21 protein-coding genes and 1 pseudogene are annotated in these 22379 nt (G+C 64.0%); 15 read left to right on the top strand and 7 right to left on the bottom strand.

Going from position 1 to position 22379, the window contains the following annotated elements:
* Position 1: 1 nt before the first annotated feature.
* The 3 genes from FPZ08_RS17240 to FPZ08_RS17230 are packed head-to-tail and all read left to right on the top strand — an operon-like array spanning position 2 to position 2030.
* Positions 2 to 601 carry a YdeI/OmpD-associated family protein gene (locus FPZ08_RS17240; RefSeq protein ID WP_146291266.1) on the top strand — a complete coding sequence of 200 codons (600 nt, stop codon included), beginning with the start codon at positions 2 to 4 and terminating at the stop codon, positions 599 to 601.
* On the top strand, positions 601 to 1140 hold the full coding sequence (locus FPZ08_RS17235; RefSeq protein WP_146291264.1) for a DUF1697 domain-containing protein: 540 nt from the start codon (positions 601 to 603) through the stop codon (positions 1138 to 1140). Before FPZ08_RS17240 ends, FPZ08_RS17235 begins: the two co-directional genes overlap by 1 nt.
* Positions 1137 to 2030, top strand: a complete 894-nt coding sequence (locus FPZ08_RS17230) for a ribokinase (protein WP_146291262.1) — start codon at positions 1137 to 1139, stop codon at positions 2028 to 2030. The genes FPZ08_RS17235 and FPZ08_RS17230 overlap by 4 nt, the downstream gene beginning before the upstream one ends.
* Here FPZ08_RS17230 and FPZ08_RS17225 read toward each other — a convergent pair.
* Positions 2027 to 2911 (bottom strand): LysR family transcriptional regulator, encoded by an 885-nt coding sequence (locus FPZ08_RS17225; RefSeq protein ID WP_146291260.1) that lies wholly within the window; start codon positions 2909 to 2911, stop codon positions 2027 to 2029. The genes FPZ08_RS17230 and FPZ08_RS17225 overlap by 4 nt on opposite strands.
* 105 nt (positions 2912 to 3016) lie before the next feature.
* Between FPZ08_RS17225 and FPZ08_RS17220 the strand changes: the two genes are divergently transcribed.
* Together FPZ08_RS17220 and rpsT are read left to right on the top strand one after the other, a co-directional pair.
* Positions 3017 to 3646, top strand: a complete 630-nt coding sequence (locus FPZ08_RS17220; RefSeq protein WP_146291258.1) for an NADPH-dependent F420 reductase — start codon at positions 3017 to 3019, stop codon at positions 3644 to 3646.
* A 224-nt stretch (positions 3647 to 3870) separates the two neighbouring features.
* A complete protein-coding gene (gene rpsT / locus FPZ08_RS17215) occupies positions 3871 to 4137 on the top strand; it encodes a 30S ribosomal protein S20 (protein WP_056255689.1) in 267 nt (88 codons plus the stop codon).
* A gap of 366 nt (positions 4138 to 4503) precedes the next feature.
* On the opposite strand, the gene FPZ08_RS17210 is transcribed toward rpsT, so the two are convergent.
* Complete coding sequence (locus tag FPZ08_RS17210; RefSeq protein WP_146291256.1) at positions 4504 to 5043, bottom strand: hypothetical protein; 540 nt, start codon at positions 5041 to 5043, stop codon at positions 4504 to 4506.
* On the opposite strand from FPZ08_RS17210, the gene FPZ08_RS17205 reads away from it, so the two are divergent.
* From FPZ08_RS17205 to FPZ08_RS17185, 6 genes and pseudogenes are all read left to right on the top strand, one after another.
* On the top strand, positions 5042 to 6187 hold the full coding sequence (locus FPZ08_RS17205) for a DnaA ATPase domain-containing protein (protein ID WP_342780141.1): 1146 nt from the start codon (positions 5042 to 5044) through the stop codon (positions 6185 to 6187). The genes FPZ08_RS17210 and FPZ08_RS17205 overlap by 2 nt on opposite strands.
* 23 nt (positions 6188 to 6210) lie before the next feature.
* A complete protein-coding gene (locus FPZ08_RS22840; RefSeq protein ID WP_342780140.1) occupies positions 6211 to 6495 on the top strand; it encodes a helix-turn-helix domain-containing protein in 285 nt (94 codons plus the stop codon).
* Positions 6496 to 6635: 140 nt separating this feature from the next.
* Positions 6636 to 7757 (top strand): DNA polymerase III subunit beta, encoded by a 1122-nt coding sequence (dnaN, locus tag FPZ08_RS17200; RefSeq protein WP_146291254.1) that lies wholly within the window; start codon positions 6636 to 6638, stop codon positions 7755 to 7757.
* Positions 7758 to 7762: 5 nt separating this feature from the next.
* Positions 7763 to 8875, top strand: coding sequence for a DNA replication/repair protein RecF (recF, locus tag FPZ08_RS17195; protein WP_146291252.1), 1113 nt, complete (start codon positions 7763 to 7765; stop codon positions 8873 to 8875).
* A gap of 103 nt (positions 8876 to 8978) precedes the next feature.
* A pseudogene (gene gyrB / locus FPZ08_RS22685) lies at positions 8979 to 11406 on the top strand (DNA topoisomerase (ATP-hydrolyzing) subunit B).
* 173 nt (positions 11407 to 11579) lie between these two features.
* On the top strand, positions 11580 to 12602 hold the full coding sequence (locus FPZ08_RS17185; protein WP_146291250.1) for an LLM class flavin-dependent oxidoreductase: 1023 nt from the start codon (positions 11580 to 11582) through the stop codon (positions 12600 to 12602).
* Positions 12603 to 12605: 3 nt separating this feature from the next.
* Here FPZ08_RS17185 and FPZ08_RS17180 read toward each other — a convergent pair whose 3' ends face one another.
* Entirely contained in the window at positions 12606 to 13139 is a 534-nt protein-coding gene (locus tag FPZ08_RS17180; protein WP_146291248.1) for a M35 family metalloendopeptidase, read from the bottom strand.
* A 560-nt stretch (positions 13140 to 13699) separates the two neighbouring features.
* On the opposite strand from FPZ08_RS17180, the gene FPZ08_RS17175 reads away from it, so the two are divergent.
* A complete protein-coding gene (locus FPZ08_RS17175; protein ID WP_146291245.1) occupies positions 13700 to 16105 on the top strand; it encodes a transglycosylase domain-containing protein in 2406 nt (801 codons plus the stop codon).
* A gap of 40 nt (positions 16106 to 16145) precedes the next feature.
* Here FPZ08_RS17175 and FPZ08_RS17170 read toward each other — a convergent pair whose 3' ends face one another.
* Entirely contained in the window at positions 16146 to 16883 is a 738-nt protein-coding gene (locus tag FPZ08_RS17170; RefSeq protein ID WP_146291243.1) for a M48 family metallopeptidase, read from the bottom strand.
* Between the two features lie 330 nt (positions 16884 to 17213).
* The gene (locus tag FPZ08_RS17165) at positions 17214 to 17696 is read right to left on the bottom strand and encodes a DUF2852 domain-containing protein (RefSeq protein ID WP_146291241.1); all 483 of its coding nucleotides are present in this window, start codon (positions 17694 to 17696) and stop codon (positions 17214 to 17216) included.
* Positions 17697 to 17847: 151 nt separating this feature from the next.
* Here FPZ08_RS17165 and FPZ08_RS17160 point away from each other — a divergent pair, with 151 nt between their 5' ends.
* Together FPZ08_RS17160 and FPZ08_RS17155 are read left to right on the top strand one after the other, a co-directional pair.
* The gene (locus FPZ08_RS17160; protein ID WP_146291239.1) at positions 17848 to 19158 is read left to right on the top strand and encodes an ActS/PrrB/RegB family redox-sensitive histidine kinase; all 1311 of its coding nucleotides are present in this window, start codon (positions 17848 to 17850) and stop codon (positions 19156 to 19158) included.
* A 49-nt stretch (positions 19159 to 19207) separates the two neighbouring features.
* Positions 19208 to 19759, top strand: a complete 552-nt coding sequence (locus tag FPZ08_RS17155; RefSeq protein ID WP_146291237.1) for an ActR/PrrA/RegA family redox response regulator transcription factor — start codon at positions 19208 to 19210, stop codon at positions 19757 to 19759.
* A gap of 2 nt (positions 19760 to 19761) precedes the next feature.
* Here the strand turns inward: FPZ08_RS17155 and FPZ08_RS17150 are convergent, their stop codons facing one another.
* The gene (locus FPZ08_RS17150) at positions 19762 to 20112 is read right to left on the bottom strand and encodes a DUF1428 domain-containing protein (RefSeq protein WP_146291235.1); all 351 of its coding nucleotides are present in this window, start codon (positions 20110 to 20112) and stop codon (positions 19762 to 19764) included.
* Positions 20113 to 20239: 127 nt separating this feature from the next.
* Between FPZ08_RS17150 and FPZ08_RS17145 the strand changes: the two genes are divergently transcribed.
* The gene (locus FPZ08_RS17145) at positions 20240 to 21892 is read left to right on the top strand and encodes an MBL fold metallo-hydrolase RNA specificity domain-containing protein (RefSeq protein ID WP_146291233.1); all 1653 of its coding nucleotides are present in this window, start codon (positions 20240 to 20242) and stop codon (positions 21890 to 21892) included.
* A 10-nt stretch (positions 21893 to 21902) separates the two neighbouring features.
* Here FPZ08_RS17145 and FPZ08_RS17140 read toward each other — a convergent pair whose 3' ends face one another.
* A complete protein-coding gene (locus tag FPZ08_RS17140; RefSeq protein WP_146291231.1) occupies positions 21903 to 22301 on the bottom strand; it encodes a DUF4260 domain-containing protein in 399 nt (132 codons plus the stop codon).
* Positions 22302 to 22379 lie beyond the last annotated feature (78 nt).

Raw genomic sequence — 22379 nt, 5'->3', positions numbered from 1 at the left:
CATGGCGCCTGTCATCGTCGATCCGGCAAAAATCCGGGAATTCGCTGACAAACAGGCCTTCTACGACTGGCTCGCCCAGCACCACGACAGCGCGGACGAGGTGTGGATCCGCATCTTCAAGAAGGCCAGCGGCAAGCCGACCATCACACCGGTAGAGGCGATCGATGTCGTGCTGTGCTGGGGCTGGATCGACGCCATCAAGAAGAGCTGGGACGACGTGTCCTTCGTGCAGCGCTATACCCACCGCAAGCCGAAAAGCCTGTGGAGCCAGATCAACAAGGACAATGTCGCCCGCCTCGTCGAGGAGGGCCGCATGACCCAGCATGGCCTGAGGCATGTCGAGCTCGCCAAGGCCGATGGCCGCTGGGATGCCGCCTATCGCACCACGATGGAAGCGCCCGAGGATCTGCTGGCCGCCATCAAGGCCAATCCGGCGGCGCAGGCCACCTATGCCACGCTCAGCGCGCAAAACCGCTTCGCGCTGACTTTCCGCACCATCAGCCTCAAGACGCCGGCCAGCCGGGCGAAGAAGATTGCCGGTTTCGTGGACATGCTGGCACGCGGCGAAACCATCTATCCGCAGGGCAAGGGGAAGGCCTGATGGCGATCTGGCTTGCCTTCCTGCGCGGCATCAATCTGGGCAAGCGCCAGGTCAAGATGGCCGAGCTGCGCACCTGTCTCGAAGCAGCAGGCTTTGTCGCGGTCAAGACAGTGGTGGCCAGCGGCAATGTGCGCCTTGAAGCCGAGGGCGGTGCCGACGCCATCAAGGGAAAGCTGGAAACGGCCATCGAAGCGCAATTCGGCTTCAAGGTCGGCGTGGTGCTGCGCTCCCAAGCCGAACTCAAGGCCATGCTGGACAAGCATCCCTTCGACACGCTCGACCCCAAGGCCGATGTCACGCGCCATGTGCTGATGTTCGATCAGCCGCTGCCGGCCGGCCTCAGGATCGAGGACAGACCCGGCCATACCGAAATCCTGCGCATAGACCCGCGCGACATCTACATTGCCGGTTACCGCCAGCCCAATGGGCGCTATACGGAGGGCGTCGAGGAGGTGCTGAAGCCCCTCTATGCCCAACTCGGCAAGGGCGCGCTCGACACGATGCGCAACTGGAACACTATCGAAAAGATGCTCGCATGATCACTGTCTTCGGCTCGACCAATCTCGACCAGATCGGCACTGTCAGCCGCCTACCCCAGCCGGGCGAAACCGTGGCCGGCGGCACCTTCTCCATGGCGGCCGGCGGCAAGGGGGCCAATCAGGCTCTGGCCGCGCGCCGCGCTGGGGCGCAGGTGCGCCATATCTCGGGCGTCGGCAATGACACCTTCGCCGATCTCGCTCTGGACCTGCTCAAAGCCGACGGTGTGGACCTTTCCGCCATGAAAGTGGTGGATGGGGCCACCGGAATCGCCATGATCTTCGTCGATTCCCACGGCGAGAACGTCATCGCCATCCTGCCCGGTGCCAATGGCGCCATGACCGCCGAGGATGCCGATGCCGCACTCGGCGACCTGCCGACGGGCAGCATCGTGATGCTGCAGCAGGAAATCCCCCAGGCTGCCACCGAGCGCGCGCTTGATATCGCCATAGCCAACGGCCTCGGCACCATCCTCAATATCGCGCCGTTCCTCGACACCACGGCCGCCCTCGCGCCCAAGGCGTCCATCGTGATCGCCAACGAAACAGAGTTCGAACTGCTCTCGGGCCGCGGCGTGGCCGAGCTCGACGCGGCCATGGCCGAATGGGCTGCCGCGCACGATCAGGCGGTGATCGTTACGCTGGGTGGCGATGGCGCTAAGGCGGCATTCGATAGCAAGCTGGTCCATGTTCCCGCCCTGCCGGTCAAACCGGTCGATACGGTTGGCGCCGGCGACACCTTCTGCGGCTATCTCGCCGCCGGGCTCGATGCCGGGCTGGATCTCGAAGCCGCCATGCGCCGTGCCGCCGTCGCGGCCAGCCTCGCCTGCTTGAAGCCCGGCGCCCAGCCGGCCATCCCAACCAAGGACGAAGTGGCAGCACACCTGGGTTAGTCGCCCCGAAAGCTCTCCGCCAACGCGGCAATGAAGGTGCTGACCCGCCGCGGCACGAAATGCCGGGACGGGTGCAACGTGTGGATGGGCATGGTCGGCAATTGCCAATCGGCGAGCAACGGCACCAGCCGGCCTTCGGCAATATCGTCCTCCACGAGATCGCGCGGCAGATAGACCACGCCCGCCCCGTCGATGGCCAGCATGCGCTGGGCCTCGTCATTGTCGATCTCGAATCCGCCCGCCACTTCTACGGTCAGCGTCTCGCCCGCCGCGTCAATGAAGCTCCAGCGGTTGCGGGGCACGATATTGAGATTGAGCACGCAGCGGCAGCGCGCCAGGTCGGTGGGGTGCTGCACCGCGCCATGCCGCGCCAGGAATTCCGGCGCCGCGCAGCAGACGAAGCGGTAGGTACCGATGCGCCGTGCCACCAGGCTCGAAGAGGGCAGGTCGCCGATGCGCACCGCCATGTCAAAGCCCTCGGCCACCAGGTCCACCCGCCGGTTGGCGAGGCTCATTTCGAAGATCACGCCGGGATGGGTGGCGGTGAAGCGCGCGATGATGGGCGGCAGCCGCCTGATGCCCAGCGTCGTGGGCGCGCTCAGCCGCAGCCGCCCGGTCAGCGCGCCGCCCTCGCCCCAGTCGCCCAAAGCCTCGGTGGCCTCGATGACCGCTTCGGCACGCCGCAGGAAAGCCTGGCCCGCATCGGTCAGCCGTTGGCTGCGTGTGGTGCGCTCGATCAGGGTGGCGCCATAGCGCTGCTCCAGCCCCTGGATGCGCCGGCCCACCATGGCGGGCGACAGGTTGAGCTGCCGCGCCGCGCGGGCAAAGCTGCCAATGCGGGCAGCGGCGATGAAGGTGCGCAATTCGTCGAGTTCGGCCATTCGATACTTTTATGCAATTATGTTTGCATCAGACAAGCAATTCTCTTTGCAATCGGCAGGGCGCATCTAGGGGTCATCGCAACCGCACATCACGGGAGACTTCCAATGACCACAATCGCAATCCTGGGCCTCGGCAATATGGGCAAGGGCCTCGCCAAGCGTCTCGCCGGCAAGGCTGACCTCGTGCTCGCCTCGCGCGACAGCGCTGCCGCCACTGCCTTCGCCTCAACCCTGCCGGCCGGTGTTACCGTGCTCGACCAGGCCGGCGCCATCGCCAAGGCCGACATTGTCGTATTGGCTCTGCCCTTCGACGCCGCACTCGAAACCGCCGCCAATCCGGCTCTGGCGGGCAAGGTTGTGATCGACATTTCCAATCCGGTAAAGGCTGATTTCTCGGGCCTCGCCATCGGCCACACCACGTCGGCCGCCGAGCAGGTGCAGGCCGCTGCCCCCGCTGCCAAGGTCGTCAAGGCGTTCAACACCATCTTTGCCGGCCTGTTCGACCTGCCCGCCGCCGAGACGGCTTCTGTGCCGGTCTTCGTCGCCGGCAATGACGAGGCCGCCGTTGCCGCAGTCTCCGATCTCGCCAGCCAGGCCGGCTTCGCCGTCGAAAAGACCGGCGGCGTGGACGCTGCCCGCCTGCTCGAACCGCTGGGCATGCTCAATATCCGCTTCGGCTACGGCCTTGGCCACGGTACGGCCATTGCTCCGCGCTGGACCAAGCTGGCAGCCTGAGGCCCAAGCTCGATATCGTCCCACCCACCTTCCCCAACTGGGGATGGTGGGTGATGGGCTAGTGAGCCTCTTCCATCCCCCTGAATCCAGTTGACGCTCCCCTGCCTTTCCCCTATAGACCGCGCAACTTGGCGGCAGTCGAAAGCCGCCGATTTCATTTCATCCCGAACGACTGCAGCGCGAAAATGCGTGCAAACGTCCGGTTGGACGCCAAGAGGACCGTTATGGCCAATACGCCGTCAGCCAAGAAGGCTACCCGCAAGATCGAAGCCCGCACCGCGGTCAACAAGTCGCGTCGTTCGCGCGTGCGCACCTTCATCCGCAAGGTCGAGGAAGCCATCGTGGCCGGCGATCACAAGGTTGCCATGGAAGCCCTCAAGGCTGCCGAGCCAGAAATCAACCGTGCTGCGACCAAGGGCATCGTCCATGCCAACCTGGCCGCCCGCAAGGTCAGCCGCCTCAATAACCGGGTCAAGGCGCTCAGCGTCTAATTCGTTCCGCCGCGGCGCCTTTCCAGCGCAGCCACGGCAAGTGAAATCGGGCTCCCCAGGGAGCCCTTTTTCTTTGTATGGTAGCGCGCAAGGTTTTTCCGAATTGACGGTTTTGTGTCGCCGGTGTGACAGCTGGATGACTGGATGGCCAGGATACGCTCATCGCGTGTTTCACAAGCGTTTTCAGGACCTTGGCTTTGAACACCCCCTTCTGCGGAAAGGGGCAGAGCGGCAAAATCCGGGCGAGACGGAAATAAATTTTTTGTCAGCCGAACGGGGCTAAGGTTTGGAATCTGCGTTGAGTCACAGACCCTTGGTTTGGGGGACTTTGCCAGGGCCGCGACGGCAAAAATGACATCCTCAGAGTCAAGCCCCCATTTTGCAGATTCCACGGTTGCAGCCCCAAAATCGTCCCTCTAAAGTAATCTCGTCAGCTCCGGAAAAGGACACCACGAATGAGTGTCGAGCGGGGATGACAGGGTCATTTTTGGGGCGTTGGTTTTCAATTTCTCGGCAGTGATGCCATCGTTGTTTCATACCGGTGGGGGTTGTATCGGCAGCAAGCTGGCTGTCGGTTTGATCTAGACCGGAGGGTTTCAGTAAAGCCTTCGGCCATATGGCCGGGTTCATGACAAGGTTGAGTTTGAAGCCGGTGGTTTCGTCCACCGGGCAGAAAAAATGCGCCCGCTTGAATCGGGCGTGATGGCGAAGCCGTGGCCAAAGGACAGAAAGTCCATACGCGGCACTAACAGGGCAGACTGCCATCCGAGCTTTGCGGGCCGGGTGGATCGAACAGAAAATGGGGCACTTCACGATGATGCGACAGGTAACCGCCGGAAGGGACGATTGGACCGGCGCCAATCCTTCTTCCTCCCTCCCGAACACGAAAGGCGAAAAACCTGTCATGGCCACTTCCGATAGCTCCGAAGGTCAGCGCGAACTCTGGAACCGGGTGCGCGCCCGCCTCAAGGCCGGTGTGGGCGAAGATGTCTTTACCTCGTGGTTCGCCCGGCTCGAGCTCGAGGAAATGCTTGAGGATGTGGTGCATCTGTCGGCACCGACGCGCTTCCTCTGCTCCTGGGTACAATCCAACTATGCCGACCGCATTCTCGAAGCCTTCCGGCTGGACACCGAAGAGGTCGCCCGCATCCAGATAACGCTGCGCGTCAACGGCCAGGCCCGCCCCCGCCTGGCGCAGCCCGCCGCAGAACCCGCCTCACCCAGCCAGACTGCGGCGCCCGCCGTGGCCGCCACGCCGACGCCGGTGAGCCAGCCGCGGCTGGTGCGCGACAATTCCGCCGCCAAGGGTGATGCCCTGGCCGGCAGCGCGATCGATCCGCGCATGACATTCGACAGTTTCGTGGGCGGCTCGGCCAATGAAATGGCTCTCGGCGTAGCCCGCCAGATCGCCCAGGCCGTCACCAACAATACGGTGAGCTTCAACCCGGTCTATATCCATTCCACCGTCGGGCTCGGCAAGTCGCACCTGCTCAACGCCATTGCCCATCAGGTGCAGCAGGCCGATCCGACCAAGAACATCGTCTATCTCACCGCCGACCACTTCATGTACCATTTCATTGCCGCCGTGCAGCGCCAGTCGGCGCTCGGCTTCAAGGACTGGCTGCGCCGGGTCGACCTGCTGCTGATCGACGACATGCAGTTCCTGCAGGGCAAGTCGGCCACCGAATTCGGCCATACGCTGGGCACGCTGCTGACCGGGGCCAAGCAGGTGGTGGTGGCCGGCGATGCGCCGCCGCGCGATCTCGAAATGCTCGATGAGCGCATCCGCTCGCGTCTCAGCGGCGGCCTGGTCGTGCCGATTTCCGGCTTCGATCTCGACCTGCGCAAGGCCATCGTGCAGCGCCGCGCCGAACAGTCGGCGACCCGCTATGGCATGCATTTCCCGGCCCCTGTCATCGACTATATCGCGCGCGCCGTGGTGAGCCATGGCCGCGACCTCGATGGCGCCGTCAACCGGCTGGTGGCAGCCAACCAGCTCACCGGCGAATTGATCACCGTGCCGCTGGCGGAAAAACGCTGGGCGACCTGATCCGGTCACGCGAAGCCCGCCGCGTGCGCATCGAAGACATCCTCAAGATCGTCAGCCGCCACTACAAGGTGCCGCGCAACGAGCTGCTGTCGGCGCGCCGTTCGCGCGACGTGGTGCGCCCGCGCCAGATCGCCATGTTTCTCGCCAAGGCGCTGACCTCGCGGTCGCTGCCGGAAATTGGCCGGCGCTTCGGTGGCCGCGACCACACCACGGTGCTCCATTCGGTTCGCAAGGTCGAACAGATGATCAAGGACGACGTGGAACTGGCGCAGGAAATCGAACTGCTGAAGCGCATGCTCGAGGAGTGAGGCACAGGGTTGCGCTGGAGCCAGCCAAAACCCTTGGCAAAACTGCCGCTTGCCCTTGCCTTTTGGTCACCGAATTGTAAATGTCCAAGCCCCGGTTCGCCGGGGCTTTTGCCGTCTGCGTACCGCCAGGAAGTGCCCGCATGAAAGTCACGCTCGAACGCAATCATCTGCTCAAGTCGCTGGGCCATGTGCATCGGGTGGTGGAGCGGCGTAATACCTACCCCATCCTGGCCAACGTGCTGTTCAAGGCCGGCGACGACAAGGTCGAGCTGCGGGCGACCGACCTCGATATCGAGGTAACCGAAAGCGTGCCGGCCATGGTGTCCACGGCGGGTACCACAACCGTTCCGGCGCACACGCTCTACGAAATCGTGCGCAAACTGGCTGACGGCGCCGAAGTGCGGCTCGAGACCGATGGCGGCGAGAACATGGTTCTCACCTCCGGCCGTTCGCGCTTCAACCTCGCCTGCCTTTCGCCCGACAGCTTCCCCGATCTCAAATCGGGCAGCTTTGGCCACGAATTTTCCATGCCGGCCTCGGCCCTGCGCGAGCTGATCGAGCGCACGCAATTCGCCATCTCCAATGAAGAGACGCGCTACTATCTCAACGGCATCTACTTCCACACCGTCGATGTGAGCAATGTCGGCGTGGTTTTGCGCGCCGTGGCCACCGACGGCCACCGCATGGCCCGCGCCGAAATCGAGGCGCCCTCAGGCGCCCAGGGCATGCCTGGTATCATCGTGCCCAAGAAAACCGTGGGCGAAGTGCAGAAGCTGCTCGACGGCGCCGAGGGCGACGTGACGGTGGAAGTCAGCGACACCAAAATCCGCTTCACGCTGGGTTCGGTCGTGCTGCTCTCCAAGCTGATCGAGGGCACTTTCCCCGACTATGACCGGGTAACGCCCAAGAACAACGACAAGCAGATGAATGTCGACCGGGCGAGCTTCGCCACCGCCGTCGACCGCGTTTCGACCATTGCTTCGGATCGCGGCGGCAAGGCCGTCAAGCTGCAGGCGCGCGAAGGCCTGCTGGAACTGTCGGTGACCAATCCGGACCACGGCACGGCCAGCGAGGAACTGGCGGTGGAATTCGACACCGACGGCTTCGAGATCGGCTTCAACGCCCGCTACCTACTCGACATTATCAGCCAGATCCGCAGCGACAACGCGGTCTTCATGTTCAACGATGCGGGCTCGCCCACGCTGGTCAAGGACGAAGGCGAGACGCGCGCGCTTTATGTGCTGATGCCGATGCGCGTCTGAGGCCCTTGACCCGCTATCTCTCCCGCCTGCGCCTCACTGCCTTCCGCAATTACACAGCCGCGGCGCTCGACCTCGATGCCCGCCATGTCGTGCTGACCGGCCCCAATGGCGCCGGCAAGACCAATCTGCTCGAAGCCATTTCGGTGCTCTCGCCCGGCCGCGGATTGCGCGGGGCCAGTTTCGAGACATTGCAGGCGCACGGCTCCGACATTGGCTGGGCGGTGGCTGCGACGGTCGAAACTGATAACGGGCCGGCCGATATCGGCACCGGCGCTTCACCCGATGGCGGGCGGCGGGTGCGCATCAATGGCGCCAATGCCCGCTCCATCGAGGCGATGAGCGACTATCTGCGCGTGCTGTGGCTGACCCCGGCCATGGACGGGCTGTTTTCGGGGCCTGCCGGCGACCGGCGGCGCTTTCTCGACCGGCTGGTGACGACGCTGATCCCCAGCCACTCGGCCTCGGTAGGCGACTATGAAAAGGCCATGCGGCAGCGCAATCGCCTGCTCGAAGACAATGGCGATGCGGCCTGGCTCGACGCGATTGAGGCGCAGATGGCCGAACTGGGCGCGTCGATCCACCTGGCGCGCATGGATAGCCTCACCCATCTCCAGGCGCTGATCGAACAGAGCCTCGATGACGAGAGTTTTCCCGCCGCCCATCTGGCGCTGACGCCGCTGTTCGAGGATGGGGCGGAGCCTGCCTCTTCGGCGGGCCTCGAAACCGCGCTGACCGCCCGCTGGCGGGCCGCGCGCGGGCTTGATCGGGCCGCCGGACGCACCATATCAGGACCACATAGAGTGGACCTCGAAGTGACCTATGCCCAAAAGGCCATGCCGGCCGCTTTGGGCTCGACAGGCGAACAGAAGGCCCTGCTTATCGGTCTGATCCTGGCGCATGCGCGCCTGGTGAAGCTCAGGACGTCAATCACGCCCTTCCTTCTGCTCGACGAAATCGCCGCCCATCTCGATCCCGACCGTCGCAGGGCGCTGTTTTCGGCGCTGGACGGGCTGGGGACGCAGTGCTTTTTGACCGGCACGGACCGGCTGCTCTTCGAGGCTCTGGGAAACCGCGCGCAGATGGTGACGGTGCGCGATGGGCGGGTCTCGAAGGGGTAGGCTGCAATCCCCCGCAAACCGCCCTCAAAAGCCCATTTTACTTGGGGATATACCCCCACTCCGCTAGAACGAAACGAACAAGAAAACGACTGATTCGGACCCCATGACCGATAGCGAAAATCCCGTTCCCAACGATTACAGTGCCGACAGCATCAAGGTGCTCAAAGGGCTCGATGCGGTGCGCAAGCGCCCCGGCATGTATATCGGCGATACCGATGACGGATCGGGCCTGCATCACATGGTCTATGAGGTGGTGGACAACGCCATCGACGAGGCCCTGGCCGGTCATGCGGACCTGGTGACGGTAACGCTCAATGCCGATGGCTCGGTCACGGTCACCGATAACGGCCGCGGCATTCCCACCGGCATCCACAAGGAAGAAGGCGTTTCCGCTGCCGAGGTCATCATGACCCAGCTCCATGCCGGCGGGAAGTTCGACCAGAATTCCTACAAGGTTTCGGGCGGCCTGCATGGCGTGGGCGTTTCCGTCGTCAACGCGCTCTCGGTCTGGCTCAAGCTCAAGATCCGCAGTGGCGGCGAAATCCATGAGATGAGCTTTACCCATGGCGAGGCCGATGCCCCGCTCAAGGTCACCGGCACCCATGAAGGCCGCAACGGCACCGAAGTCAGCTTCATGCCGTCGTCCGAAACCTTCACCATGGTCGAGTTCGATTTCAAGACGCTCGAGCATCGCCTGCGCGAGCTGGCCTTCCTCAATTCGGGCGTGCACATCCTGCTGGCCGACCGCCGCCATCCCGAACCGGTCGAGATCGATCTGTTCTACGAGGGCGGGCTCGAAGCCTTCGTGCACTATCTCGACAAGTCCAAGCAGTCGGTGCTCGAGAACCCGATCTATATGCGGGCCGAGAAGGACGGCATCACCGTCGAGGTGGCGCTGCAATGGAACGACAGCTACCACGAAAACGTGCTGTGCTTTACCAACAACATCCCGCAGCGCGATGGCGGCACGCATCTGGCCGGCCTGCGTGGTGCACTGACGCGCCAGGTGACCGGCTATGCCGAAACCTCGGGTATTGCCAAAAAGGAAAAGGTGACGCTGTCGGGCGACGACACGCGCGAAGGCCTGACCTGCGTGCTCTCGGTCAAGGTGCCGGATCCGAAATTCTCCAGCCAGACCAAGGACAAGCTGGTCTCGTCCGAAGTGCGGCCCGTGGTCGAGAATGTGGTCAACGACAAGCTGGGCCAGTGGTTCGAGGAGCATCCCAACGAAGCTAGGGTTATCGTCGGCAAGGTGGCCGAAGCGGCTGCCGCCCGCGAAGCCGCCCGCAAGGCGCGCGAACTGACCCGCCGCAAGGGGGGCGCTCGAAATCTCCTCCCTGCCCGGCAAGCTCGCCGATTGCCAGGAGCGCGATCCGGCCAAGTCGGAAATCTTCATCGTCGAGGGTGACTCGGCCGGTGGTTCGGCCAAGCAGGGGCGTGACCGCTCCAACCAGGCGGTGCTACCGCTGCGCGGCAAAATCCTCAACGTCGAGCGTGCACGCTTCGACCGCATGATCTCGTCCGACCAGGTCGGCACACTGATCACCGCGCTCGGCACGGGCATCGGCCGCGAGGAATTCAATGCCGACAAGCTGCGCTACCACAAGATCATCATCATGACCGACGCCGACGTGGACGGCGCCCATATCCGTACACTGCTGCTGACCTTCTTTTACCGGCAGACGCCGGAACTGATCGAGCGCGGCCATATCTACATCGCCCAGCCGCCGCTCTACAAAGCCATGCGCGGCCGCTCGGAACAGTATCTCAAGGACGAAGATGCCCTGGTCGATTATCTGATCGAAGCCGGGCTCGATGATGCGGTCTTCACTACGCGCGATGGCCGCCAGCATGGCGGCAGCGACTTGCTCGCCATCGTGCAGCAGGCGCGCGGGATTGTCGGTGCCATCGACAATCTCAATACGCGCTACAACAGGAACCTGGTCGAACAGGCCGCCATTGTCGGCGGTCTCGATCCAGATGGCCTCGCCAATGCCGACAAGATGGCGGAGGTGCTCAAGCGCGTAGGCAATCGCCTCGACCGCATTTCAGACGAATGGGAGCAGGGTTGGACGGGCGAAGTCACCGATGCCGATGAACTCGCCTTCTCGCGTACCGTGCGTGGCGTGGCCGAGCGTCACCTGCTCGACAAGGCGCTCCTGATCAGCGCCGATGCCCGCAAACTCCGGACATTGGCCGAGCGGCTCGACGAAATCTATGGCGGCGTGCCCACGCTCACCCGCAAGGGCGAGACGATCAATATTTTCGGGCCATCCTCGCTGTTCAAGGCGGTGACCGATGCCGGCCGCAAGGGCGTGTCGCTGCAGCGCTACAAGGGCCTGGGCGAAATGAATGCCTCCCAGCTCTGGGAAACCACACTCGACCCCAATGCGCGTACCCTGCTCAAGGTCGAGATCGACCAGACCGGCGAAGCCGACTCCATCTTCACCGCGCTGATGGGCGACCTGGTCGAACCGCGCCGCGATTTCATCCAGGACAATGCACTGAGCGTGAGCAATCTGGATGTTTAGGCTCATCGCCCAACGGCTACTCTCATGGTGAGCTTTGCGAACCATGAGGACTCCGGGCAGCGTTCATGCTCCTGAACAATGCGTTCTGCAGAACCAGCTTGGTTATGCGGCGGGGGCGACATAGCTAAGGCCGGTCGCTATCGTGGCGACGCTGTCACCCCGTGAGGCCTGCTATGAAAAAGATCGGCTTTCTTTCCTTCGGGCATTGGTCGCCTTCGCCGCAATCACAGACGCGGTCGGGCAGCGATGCGCTGCTGCAATCCATCGAGCTGGCCGTGGCGGCCGAGGAATTGGGGGCTGATGGCGCCTATTTCCGGGTGCACCATTTTGCCCGGCAACTGGCCTCGCCCTTTCCCCTCCTGGCGGCTATCGGGGCAAAAACCAGCAAGATCGAGATCGGCACCGCCGTCATCGACATGCGCTACGAAAACCCGCTCTATATGGCGGAGGATGCCGGCGCGGCCGACCTCATCGCCGGCGGAAGGCTGCAATTGGGCATCAGCCGTGGCTCGCCCGAGCAGGTGATCGATGGCTGGCGCTATTTCGGCTATGCCCCGGCTGAAGGCCAGACCGATGCCGATATGGCCCGCAGCCAGACCGAAGTGCTGCTCGAAGTGCTCAAGGGCCACGGCTTCGCCCAGCCCAATCCGCGGCCGATGTTCCCCAACCCGCCCGGCATGCTGCGGCTCGAACCGCATTCCGAAGGCCTGCGCGAGCGCATCTGGTGGGGCGCCGCGACCGACGCCACGGCGATCTGGGCGGCCAAGCTGGGCATGCACCTGCAGAGCTCGACGCTGAAATTCGACGAGAGCGGCAAGCCCTTCCACATCCAGCAGGCCGAACAGATCCGCGCCTATAGGGCGGCCTGGAAGGAGGCCGGCCACAGCCACGAATCTCGCGTCTCGGTCAGCCGCTCGATCTTCGCCCTGGTCAATGACATGGATCGTGCCTATTTCGGTGGCGGCGGGCGCGAGGAGGACAGTTTTGGTTATATCGAGCCGGAAAAGCGGGCCGTCTTCGGCCGCGGCTATGCTGCCGAACCGGAACAGCTGATCAAGGAACTGGCGGCGGACGAAGCCATTGCCGAGGCCGATACGCTGCTGCTGACCGTGCCGAACCAGTTGGGCGTGGACTATAACGCCCATGTGATCGAGAGCATCGTCAAGCTGGTGGCGCCTGAACTGGGCTGGCGTTGAGAGCTACCGCGACGGCAGGCTGAACCCCGATCCGGCACAGCCACTCGCCTGCCAATAGGCATCGACCGGCGTAAACCGCCCCTTCGCGGTCTGTTCGATACGGGCCGCGAAGGCCATGGCCTGACACTCGTCTGGCCCGGCGACGACATGCACCATTTCGTGCAGTATGGTCAGCTCTCGCAAAGCATCGGCGCCATCAGAAAAGAACTGAGGGCAGAGCACGAGCCGCACCACGCCGTTTTCCGGCGGGATGCGGACAAAGGCGGCAAAGCGCGTGCAGGAGCCGGTGCGCGTCTCGCGTATAGCCAGATCGACGGTGACGGGGCCGCCCCAATGCCTGGAGGCAAAGCGCCGCAGCGTCAGCGCGTCGCGATAGGCCGCGATGTCGACACCGGCTTCGTCCACGCCAAGGCGGGGCAACGCCGTCTCGAAAGTGGCAACGGCATTGTCGAATGCCCGGTCGAGCATTGCCTGTTCCTGGCCCAAGGCCGGGCTGGCAAGAAGGGCGAGAAGGAGCGAGGCGAGGCGAGACAGCATTGCGGGCTTTCGTCTGGACGATGGCGCACATAGCCGGTTCGCCGCGACCCGGCAATGCTGTGACGCTGTCGCAACAGCGCCAGCAAACTCGCAAAACCCCACATAAACCGGCCACAATTTCCCCGGAGAAGAATTGCGTGATCGCGTGGGAAGCGCCTCGGCAGGGATGCCGCGCCCGAATATAACCCATGAGCCGGTCAGATCCGCCTTTTACCGCCTGCCAACCTCGTGTTTCCCATCCGGCGCGAACAGGGGTAGAAGCAGGCCAAAGGCACCAGTTTCAGGGTCCGCTTGATGGATTTTCGCATTTCCGCCGATGACCGCGTTGGCAACCAGCCGGCCCGGAGCGCCAAGCCCCAGGCCAAGGCGCGCGGCAGCAAGGGAAGCGACGGCCGGGTGGAGCCCACCCTGGGCCAGTCCATGCCCTTTTCCGTAGCCGATGAACGCCCTGGCAATGCCGGCGGCTCCGGCGGCGGCAAGCCGCCCAAACCACCCAGGCAGAAGCGCGGCAAGGCCCAGCCGGCGGCGAAAAGAAGCGCTCGCGCAGCGGCGGCTTTCTCATGGGCCTGCTCTGGTGGGGGTTCGTTGCCTGCCTCTGGGGCGGCATCGCCGTTATCGGCGTCATCGTCTATTACGGCGCCCAGTTGCCCTCGTCCAATACCTGGGCCATCCCCGAGCGCCCGCCCAATATCCGCATTCTGGCCGCCGATGGCAGCCTGATCTCCAATCGCGGCCAGACCGGCGGCGAAGCGGTGACCTACCGCGAATTGCCCTATTATGTGCCGGCGGCCATCATCGCCAGCGAAGACCGTCGCTTTATGAGCCATTTCGGTGTCGATCCGCTCGGCCTCATCTCGGTGGCGATCGAGATGGTGCAGGCGCGCGGCGTGACCCGTGGCGCCTCGACCATTACCCAGCAGGTGGCCAAGAACCTGTTCCTCACCCCCGACCAGACCCTGGGCCGCAAGGTGCAGGAAGCCATTCTGGCCGTGTGGCTGGAGCAGAATTTCACCAAGGAAGAAATTCTCGAACTCTACATGAACCGCGTCTATTTCGGCGCCGGGGCGACAGGTATCGAGGCAGCGGCGCAGACCTATTTCGGCGTTTCGGCGCGTAACCTGTCGCTGGGCCAGGCCGCCATGCTGGCCGGCATCCTGCCGGCGCCATCGGCCTACAATCCCAAGTCGAGCCCCGAACGGGCCATCGAGCGCCAGCGCCTGTCGCTCGCCGCCATGGCGCGCGACGGCTACATCACCCAGGAAGAGGCCCAGGCCGCCCAGATCGACCCCGACCAGACCGTGCGCACGCGCATTGCCGGCTCGGAATCCTATGTGGCCGACTGGGTCGAAAGCCTCATGACCGCCTATATCGGCGAGATCGAAAGCGACGTGGTGGTGCAGACCACGATCGACTGGAAGATGCAGAAGGACGCCGAGTTCATCGTCAAGGAACTGGTGGCTTCCGAAGGTCCCAAGCGCGGCTTCAGCCAGGGCGCATTGGTGGCCATGGATGTCGATGGCACCGTGCGCGCCATGGTGGGCGGCGTCGATTACCAGGCCAGCCAGTATAACCGCGCGGTCACCGCCAAGCGGCAGCCCGGCTCGACCTTCAAGCCCTTCGTCTATCTGGCGGCCATGGAAAAAGGCTATACGCCCGACACTTTGGCCGAGGATGCCCAGTTCGACTATAACGGCTGGAGCCCGCGCAATGCGTCGGGCAAATATGCCGGCACGGTGACGCTGCGGCAGGGCCTGGCCTATTCGCTCAACACGGTTGCGGCGCGCCTGGCCATCAATGTCACGCCGCAGGCGGTGGTCGATGTCGCCACCCGCATGGGCATTTCCTCGCCGCTGACCGCCGTGCCCTCGATCGCGCTCGGCACGCAGGAAGTGAATCTGCTCGAACTGACCAGCGCCTATGCGCCCTTCGCCAATGGCGGCATCGGGGTGATCCCCAATGTCATCACCTCGATCGAGTCCAAGGATGGCGAAGTGCTCTATCAGGCCTCCGATGCCGGCCCCGGCCGGGTCGTCGCCCCCAATATCCTGGCCGAGATGAACGACATGCTGGAAACCGCCGTCGAGGTTGGGACCGGCCGGAGCGCCAATGTGGGCGGCTGGGAATTTGCCGGCAAGACCGGCACCAGCCAGAATGCCCGCGACGCGCTGTTTGTCGGCTATACCTCGGCCATGGTGACCGGGGTGTGGCTGGGCAATGACAATGACACCAAGACCACCTTGTCGGGCGGCAATGTGCCGGCAGCGATCTGGTCGCAATTCATGACCAAGGCCCATGCCGGCAAGACCATCGCCCCGATTCCGGGCGGCAGCTATGAGGGCCAATTGGTGGCCCAGCAGGTGATCGACCCGGCCACCGGGCAGGTGGCGATCGACCCGGCAACGGGCCAGGCCATGACGCAATATGTTGATGCGAGCACCGGCCAGCCGGTGCAGACCGCCACCGATCCGGCCACGGGCCAGCTCATGCGGCTCGATCCGGCGACGGGACAATATGTACCGGCAAGTGCCGCGCAGGCTGCCAACCAGCCGATCCAGACCGGCCAGATGGTCGATCCGACCACCGGCATGCCTGTCGGTACCCAGGTCGATCCTGCCACGGGCATACCCGTCGGCGGCAATGGCGGCATGCTGGTGGATGCCAACGGCACCCAGATCGACCCGACGACCGGCATGCCGGTGGGGCAGGTGGTCGGCCAGGCCATCGATCCAGTGACCGGTTATCCGCTGCAGCAGCAGAGCACCGGCGTCGGCCAGGCGCCAATCGATCCCAATACCGGCCTGCCCATGGTGCTTGTGGTCGATCCGGCCACCGGCCAGCAGGTCTGGGTGCCCAGTGCCCCGGCTCAGATGCAACCGCCGGCCGGTATTGGCCAGCAGCCCGTCTATCAGGAGCCGCAGCGCCAGCGCACGCTGATGGACCTGATCTTCGGCAGCGGCGAGAACTAGAATGGCTTCGCGCCCGGGGGCCTAACCCCGGGCGGAGTGCCTATCCCCCATGCGCCATCAATTGCCGCCCATGCGCCTTGAGCCAGGCGCGGCCCTTCTCCATGTCGGGCAGGGTCCGCTTGACCGTGGCCCAGAAGGCGGCGGAATGGTTCATTTCGACCAGATGGGCGACTTCGTGGGCGGCGACATAGTCGAGCACGAAGGGCGGGGCCAGTACCAGCCGCCAGTTGTAATTGATATTGCCCGATGACGAACACGAGCCCCAGCGGCTCGACTGGCTGCGCATCCTGACGCTCTTGACCGTCACGCCCAGCCGCGCGGCATGAATGGCAGTGCGCTCGGAAAGATCGGCCTGCGCCTCATCCTTGAGCCAGTCGGTGAGCCGCCGCGCCTGATGCGCCGCTTCGCCCGGCACCAGCAGCACCGGCGCGCCATCGTCCTCGGCCACTTCCACGCGCCCGCGCAGCTTGCCCGTACCGATGATGCGATGATCGATGCCACGCAGCGGCACGATACCGCCATCGCCGAAGCTGGTGGCCTGGGGCGCGCGCCGGATGCGGGCGGCCAGCCAGTTGTGGTGGCGCAACAGGAAGGCCTCCGCCTCAGCCCATTTGCCATGCGGGGGCAGGGTGAGCAGCGGGCCACCGCTATGGGGAATGGACAGCCGATAGCTGCGTGCCCGCGCATTGACGCGCACGGTAACCGTCACCGGCGCACCATCGATGTCGATAGTGGTGCTGGCAGGGATTTTCGGCTTGGCGCGGAAGAAGAGGTTCATGGGAGCTCGGGGAATCGCGGGGAGAATAATAGCGGGAATTTGCGTCGGTGACTCCCCCAACCACCGTGGCCACCCCTCGCCCCTTGTGGGAGAGGGTCGTTTTCCACGCTCAGCGGAAAACCGGGTGAGGGGGCTGCGTCATCCCATGCTTCAATGCTGAAGGAGAACGCAGCGCCCCCTCATCCGCCCTTCGGGCACCTTCTCCCACAAGGGGAGAAGGGTGACCGTGGGTGGTACCCCGTCCTCAAAACAAAAATGGCGCCCCTTGCGAGGGCGCCAGTTCAGTCGTCGGGAAACGACCGGCTTCAGGAGGGAGGTCTCAGGCCGGGGTTAGGCGTTGTTGCTGCCCCAGCCGTTGTTGTTGTCGCCATTGTCGGGCTTGTTCTGGTCGTAGCCCTGGCGCGAACCGCGGCGTTCATTCATGAAACGATCGAATTCTTCGCGATCCTTGGCCTTGTTGAGGTTGGCCATATATTCGTGGAAGGCATCGATCTCGGCGTCGAGGCGGGCGCGCTCTTCATCGAGGCGCTTGAGCTGTTCGGCGCGATAGTCGTCAAAGGCTGCATTGCCGCTCGAGCTCATGCCGCTACTCCGGTTCCAGTGGTTGCGATGGTGGCGCGGTGCGTTGGAGCTGCACCAGGCCTTGCCCTTGTTCCAGTAGGCTTGAGCCTTTTCGGGCGAGCCGCCGAACTTTTCACCCCAGAGGATGTAGCCCAGTACGGCCAGGCCGAGGGGCCAGAAGATGATGAAGCCCATAACCATGAGGGCGATGGTCAGCGGGGACCATTGAGGTTTGATGATTGCTGTGGTCATTTCGGTTGTTTCTCCCAGTCACGATGCACCTTACGTGGCCCATGCCGGGGTAGGATCAATGCTGTGCCCATGCGTTTTTTGGTCTTGAAATGAAGTTTTTGCCTCCCTATGGGGCGGTGGATTTTTGCCCTGGAGGGGCCGGAAGATGTCCATGACCCAGGCTGACGGCCTGCCTTTGCCCTCCACCTGGCGGCCCTTGCGGCTGCAAACCCTGATGCTGCTGCGCTGGCTGGCTGTGGGTGGACAGACCATTGGCGTGCTCTTCGTGGCCTTCGGGCTCGGCTTCCCGCTGCCGCTGCTGGAATGTTTCGTGCTGATCGGGCTCTCGGCGGCGCTTAATCTCTGGCTGGTGTTGAAGCTGGGCGTGTCACACCGGCCGACCTCGCTGCAGGCGGCCAGCCAGGTGGCGTTCGACCTGTTGCAGCTCGGGGGCCTGCTGGCGCTGACCGGCGGGCTGCACAATCCGTTCTCGCTGCTGCTGCTGGCGCCAGTTTCGGTATCGGCGACGACGCTGCCGCAGCGGGCGACCTTCCTCATCGCGCTGCTCGCGGCTGTCATCGCATCGATCCTGTCGGTCTGGCACCTGCCGCTGCCCTGGGCGCCGGGCGAGCGGATCGTGTTCAACCGCATCTATGTGATCGGCATCTGGGTCTCCATCGTCTGCGGCGTGGTCTTCATCTCGGCCTATACCAACCGGGTGGCGCATGATGCGCGCCAGATCGCCGACGCCCTGGCGGCGACCGAGCTGGCCCTCTCGCGCAAGGAGCAATTGTCGGCCCTGGACGGCATGGCTGCCGCCGCCGCGCATGAATTGGGCACGCCGCTTTCCACCATTGCCCTCGCCGCCAAGGAAATGCGGGCCGAGGCCGAGCCGGGCAGCGATCTGGCCGATGACGTGGAACTGATCATCGCGCAGGCAGCACGCTGCCGGGCGATCCTGGCCAAGTTGCGCAATCTGGGCAGCGATGGCGGCGATCCCTTCGCGGCCGTGCCGCTGACCGACCTGCTGGCGGAAGTTGCGCGGCCGCATGAAGGGCGCGGCAAGGCGATCCTGTTCTATTCCGAACATGCGGCCGGCCCGGCGCCGGTGTTCCAGCGCAGCGTCGGCCTGCTTTATGGGCTGGGCAACCTCATCGAGAATGCGACGGATTTTGCCCGCAGCACCGTGCGGGTCGAGGCGGCCTGGGATCATGATGCGGTCTCGGTTTCCATTACCGATGACGGGCCGGGCTTCGCCCCCGAGCTGATCGCCCGGCTGGGCGAACCCTATCTCACCAGCCGCCCGCGCGATCCCCAAGGGCCGGACGCCAACAAGCCCGGCGGGCTGGGGCTCGGCGTATTCATCGCCAAAACGCTGCTGGAGCGGACCGGAGGGCGGCTGGCTTTCGAGAATATCGCTGCCGAAGGCCATGCCCGGGTGCGGATCGTCTGGCCACGCAGTGCGGTGGAAGCGGAAGGATAACCCTCAGCCATATTTTGACCTTTTCGCGCCAAACCCCTAAATGACATTCATGAGCACGATCGAAGATCTTCTGGCCACCGACCCCAGCCTGCTGCTTGTCGATGACGACACGGCCTTTCTCCAGCGCCTCGAACGCGCCATGGTGCGGCGGGGCTTCGATGTCCGCATCGCCGGTTCGGTCGCCGATGGCCTAGCCGCCGTAGCGGAGAAGCCACCCGCCTATGCCGTGGTCGACCTGCGGCTCGAGGACGGCAACGGGCTCGACGTGGTCTCGGCGCTGCATACGCGGCGCCCCGATGCACGCGCCGTGGTGCTGACCGGCTATGGCAATATCGCCACGGCCGTAACCGCGGTGAAGCTGGGCGCGGTCGACTATCTCTCCAAGCCGGCCGATGCCGACGATGTCATCAACGCCCTGCTCGCCACCGGCGAGGACAAGCCCGAGCCGCCGGAAAATCCGATGTCGGCCGACCGCGTGCGCTGGGAACATATCCAGCGCGTCTATGAGCTGTGCGACCGCAACGTGTCCGAAACCGCTCGCCGGCTCAACATGCACCGGCGGACGCTGCAGCGGATCCTGGCCAAGCGCGCGCCGCGCTGACCTCAGAGCGCGAACAGGTTCTGGAAGCCCCCGAAGATCATCCTTGCGCCATCGAACGGCATGTCGGGCACACCGGCCATTTCTTCGGGTGACATCATCTTTTCCATGACGCGGTCGCGCGTGGCCTTGTCCGGATATTCGATCCAGGAGAACACGATCACCTCATCCGGCTTGGCGGCAACGGCACGCTGGAAATCGGTGTTTTCGCCCGCGGGGACGTCATCACCCCAATTTTCCACGACCCGCGTCGCGCCCCAAGCCTTGAATTTTTCGGCCGCTGCCCGTGAATGGGCGATGTAGAGTTCCTTGTTCGCCTTGGGCACGGCGGCGACAAATCCATCGACATAGGACATGGGGTTTCTCCTCTTTGGGGGTATGCGGGCTAACGCCACGCTGACCGCATAGTTGCGGCAGCTTCTCGACAAGGACGTTTTGCTGGGGCTAACTCCGACAAAGCATTCAAAACCAAGGAGCGAGCCCATGACCGTCACCCTTCACTTCCATGGCGCGGCGGGCACGGTGACCGGCTCGTGCTACCGGGTGATGCACGGCCAGGGTCAGTTCCTTGTCGATTGCGGGCTGTTTCAGGGCAACAAGTCGGTTCGCGACCTCAATCTCAAGCCAACGCCCTTCGATCCCAAAACTATCGATTTCCTGCTACTGACCCACGCCCATATCGATCATGCCGGGCTGCTGCCCAAACTCTACCGCGAAGGCTGGCGCGGGCCGATGTGGATGACCGAGCCGACCGCAGGCCTGCTCGAATACCTGCTGCCCGACAGCGCCGGCATCCAGGAAAGCGAAGCCGAACGCGAGACCAAGAAGCGCGGCCGGCGCGGCGATGAACCGGCCAAGCCCCTCTACACGATGGAGAATGCCGAAGAGGCATTGCAGCACCGCCAGACCTGCAAATATGGCGAATGGATCGAGCCGGGGCCGGGGGTGCGGGCGCGTTACTGGAATGCCGGCCACATTATCGGCTCGGCCTCCATCGAAGTGGAGGTCAAGGATGGCGGCAAGACCATCCGCCTGATGTTCTCGGGCGATATCGGGCCGGATGAGAAGGTGTTCTACAACGAGCCCGAAGGCCCCTCGGGCTTCGACTATATCCTCTCCGAATCGACCTATGGCGGGCGCGAGCGCGAGGACTATACGCTGGTGCAGCGCCGCGAAGCGCTCAAGGAAGAGATCAATGCCGCCATGGCGCGCGGCGGCAACCTGGTGATCCCGGCCTTTGCCGTCGAGCGCAGCCAGGAGCTGCTGCATGATATCGGCGTGCTGATCAAGAGCGGTGAGATCGATCCGCGGCTGGTGTTTCTCGACAGCCCGCTGGCCAGCAAGGTCACCGGCGTCTACCGGAAATATGCGAAAATGTTCGACGATGTCGAACTGGGCGCCGACGAGCTGTTCAACGATCCACGCTTCCGCATCATCGAATCCGTCGATGAATCCAAGGCGATCAACTCGATCCGCGGCGGCGCCATCATCATGTCAGCCTCTGGCATGGCCGATGCCGGGCGCATCAAGCATCACCTGCGCAACAACCTGATCCGCGCCAATGCCACCGTGCTCTTCGTCGGCTACCAGGCACCGGGCACGCTGGGCCATGTGATCCTCTCCGGCGCCAGGGAAGCGCGCATTCATTCGACGCTGGTGCCCATCCGCGCCACCATCCGCTCCATGGGCAATTACTCGGCCCATGCCGACCATTCCGAATTGATGGACTGGATTCGCGAGCGCCTGCCGGCGCATGGCGCAATCTTCCTGACCCATGGCGAGGATGAGGAACGGGCTGCCCTGCGCGCCGCATTGATGGCGACGGGGGTTTCCGGCGACCAGGTCGTGCTGCCCCAGCTTGACGATTATTTCGAACTGAGCGCCGCCGGCGTCACTGGCAAGGCCCGCCCCGCAACGCCACGCATCGACCCGCTGCAGGTCCACTCGGACTGGCATAATGCCTTTTCCGATTTTTCCATCCGCCTGAGCCAGCGCCTGCAGGCCGGATCGGACGCGGAAAAGCTGGCGGTCATGCGGGCCTTGCAGAAGGAACTCGACGCGCTCGGCGCCGCTCCGACGCCGCCCCCGGTGGCAACCCCGATCACGCCGGTGGAAAGCCAGAGCTTCGATGAATAGGCGGTGGTGACTAGCGCTTGCGGCGTGCCTTGCCGATCAGGCCGAGATGGGTGTGTTCGAAGCCCGTCTCGAGCTTGAGGCCATAACCCAGGAGCCGGTCGAAGCCGATATGGGCGGTCCAGATGGCGGCCAGTCCATAGGCCAGCGGCCCGACTGCCAATCCGGACAGGGCCAGCAGGGCTGGCGCCGCATAGGTGTGGACCAGGTTATAGGTCAGAGCGCCAAAACGAGGCGAACGCAGATAGCCCAGCATGGCGATGTCAGGCACCAGGAACAGCAGGGCGAAGACCCACCAGGACTGGCCGAGCCAGATATAGGCAGCCACGCCCAGACCCAGGGCGGCAAGACCTTCAAGGCGCTGCAGCAGGATAGTGCCGGCGATCGGATTGGAAGCAGTCACGGTGCTCATGGCAAAAACCTTTCTTGAACTGAGCCAACCCTAGAGCCATTCAAGAACGAGGTGAATTCGCCAAAATCAGGCGTTTAT

This window comes from Devosia ginsengisoli (genome assembly GCF_007859655.1).
GTDB lineage: Bacteria > Pseudomonadota > Alphaproteobacteria > Rhizobiales > Devosiaceae > Devosia > Devosia ginsengisoli.
This window is presented reverse-complemented; position numbering and strand designations above follow the sequence as displayed.

What these genes read in the sequence shown, in the direction of transcription:
- FPZ08_RS17175 (WP_146291245.1), top strand. Translation starts at nt 13,700, where the DNA reads ATGGGCCTGCTCTGGTGGGGGTTCGTTGCCTGCCTCTGGGGCGGCATC.
- FPZ08_RS17170 (WP_146291243.1), bottom strand. Translation starts at nt 16,883, where the DNA reads ATGAACCTCTTCTTCCGCGCCAAGCCGAAAATCCCTGCCAGCACCACT.
- FPZ08_RS17150 (WP_146291235.1), bottom strand. Translation starts at nt 20,112, where the DNA reads ATGTCCTATGTCGATGGATTTGTCGCCGCCGTGCCCAAGGCGAACAAG.
- FPZ08_RS17220 (WP_146291258.1), top strand. Translation starts at nt 3,017, where the DNA reads ATGACCACAATCGCAATCCTGGGCCTCGGCAATATGGGCAAGGGCCTC.
- FPZ08_RS17145 (WP_146291233.1), top strand. Translation starts at nt 20,240, where the DNA reads ATGACCGTCACCCTTCACTTCCATGGCGCGGCGGGCACGGTGACCGGC.
- FPZ08_RS17185 (WP_146291250.1), top strand. Translation starts at nt 11,580, where the DNA reads ATGAAAAAGATCGGCTTTCTTTCCTTCGGGCATTGGTCGCCTTCGCCG.
- FPZ08_RS17160 (WP_146291239.1), top strand. Translation starts at nt 17,848, where the DNA reads ATGACCCAGGCTGACGGCCTGCCTTTGCCCTCCACCTGGCGGCCCTTG.
- rpsT (WP_056255689.1), top strand. Translation starts at nt 3,871, where the DNA reads ATGGCCAATACGCCGTCAGCCAAGAAGGCTACCCGCAAGATCGAAGCC.
- FPZ08_RS17230 (WP_146291262.1), top strand. Translation starts at nt 1,137, where the DNA reads ATGATCACTGTCTTCGGCTCGACCAATCTCGACCAGATCGGCACTGTC.
- FPZ08_RS17180 (WP_146291248.1), bottom strand. Translation starts at nt 13,139, where the DNA reads ATGCTGTCTCGCCTCGCCTCGCTCCTTCTCGCCCTTCTTGCCAGCCCG.
- FPZ08_RS17240 (WP_146291266.1), top strand. Translation starts at nt 2, where the DNA reads ATGGCGCCTGTCATCGTCGATCCGGCAAAAATCCGGGAATTCGCTGAC.
- FPZ08_RS17140 (WP_146291231.1), bottom strand. Translation starts at nt 22,301, where the DNA reads ATGAGCACCGTGACTGCTTCCAATCCGATCGCCGGCACTATCCTGCTG.
- FPZ08_RS17155 (WP_146291237.1), top strand. Translation starts at nt 19,208, where the DNA reads ATGAGCACGATCGAAGATCTTCTGGCCACCGACCCCAGCCTGCTGCTT.
- FPZ08_RS17225 (WP_146291260.1), bottom strand. Translation starts at nt 2,911, where the DNA reads ATGGCCGAACTCGACGAATTGCGCACCTTCATCGCCGCTGCCCGCATT.
- FPZ08_RS17210 (WP_146291256.1), bottom strand. Translation starts at nt 5,043, where the DNA reads ATGACAGGTTTTTCGCCTTTCGTGTTCGGGAGGGAGGAAGAAGGATTG.
- dnaN (WP_146291254.1), top strand. Translation starts at nt 6,636, where the DNA reads ATGAAAGTCACGCTCGAACGCAATCATCTGCTCAAGTCGCTGGGCCAT.
- FPZ08_RS17235 (WP_146291264.1), top strand. Translation starts at nt 601, where the DNA reads ATGGCGATCTGGCTTGCCTTCCTGCGCGGCATCAATCTGGGCAAGCGC.
- FPZ08_RS17205 (WP_342780141.1), top strand. Translation starts at nt 5,042, where the DNA reads ATGGCCACTTCCGATAGCTCCGAAGGTCAGCGCGAACTCTGGAACCGG.
- FPZ08_RS17165 (WP_146291241.1), bottom strand. Translation starts at nt 17,696, where the DNA reads ATGACCACAGCAATCATCAAACCTCAATGGTCCCCGCTGACCATCGCC.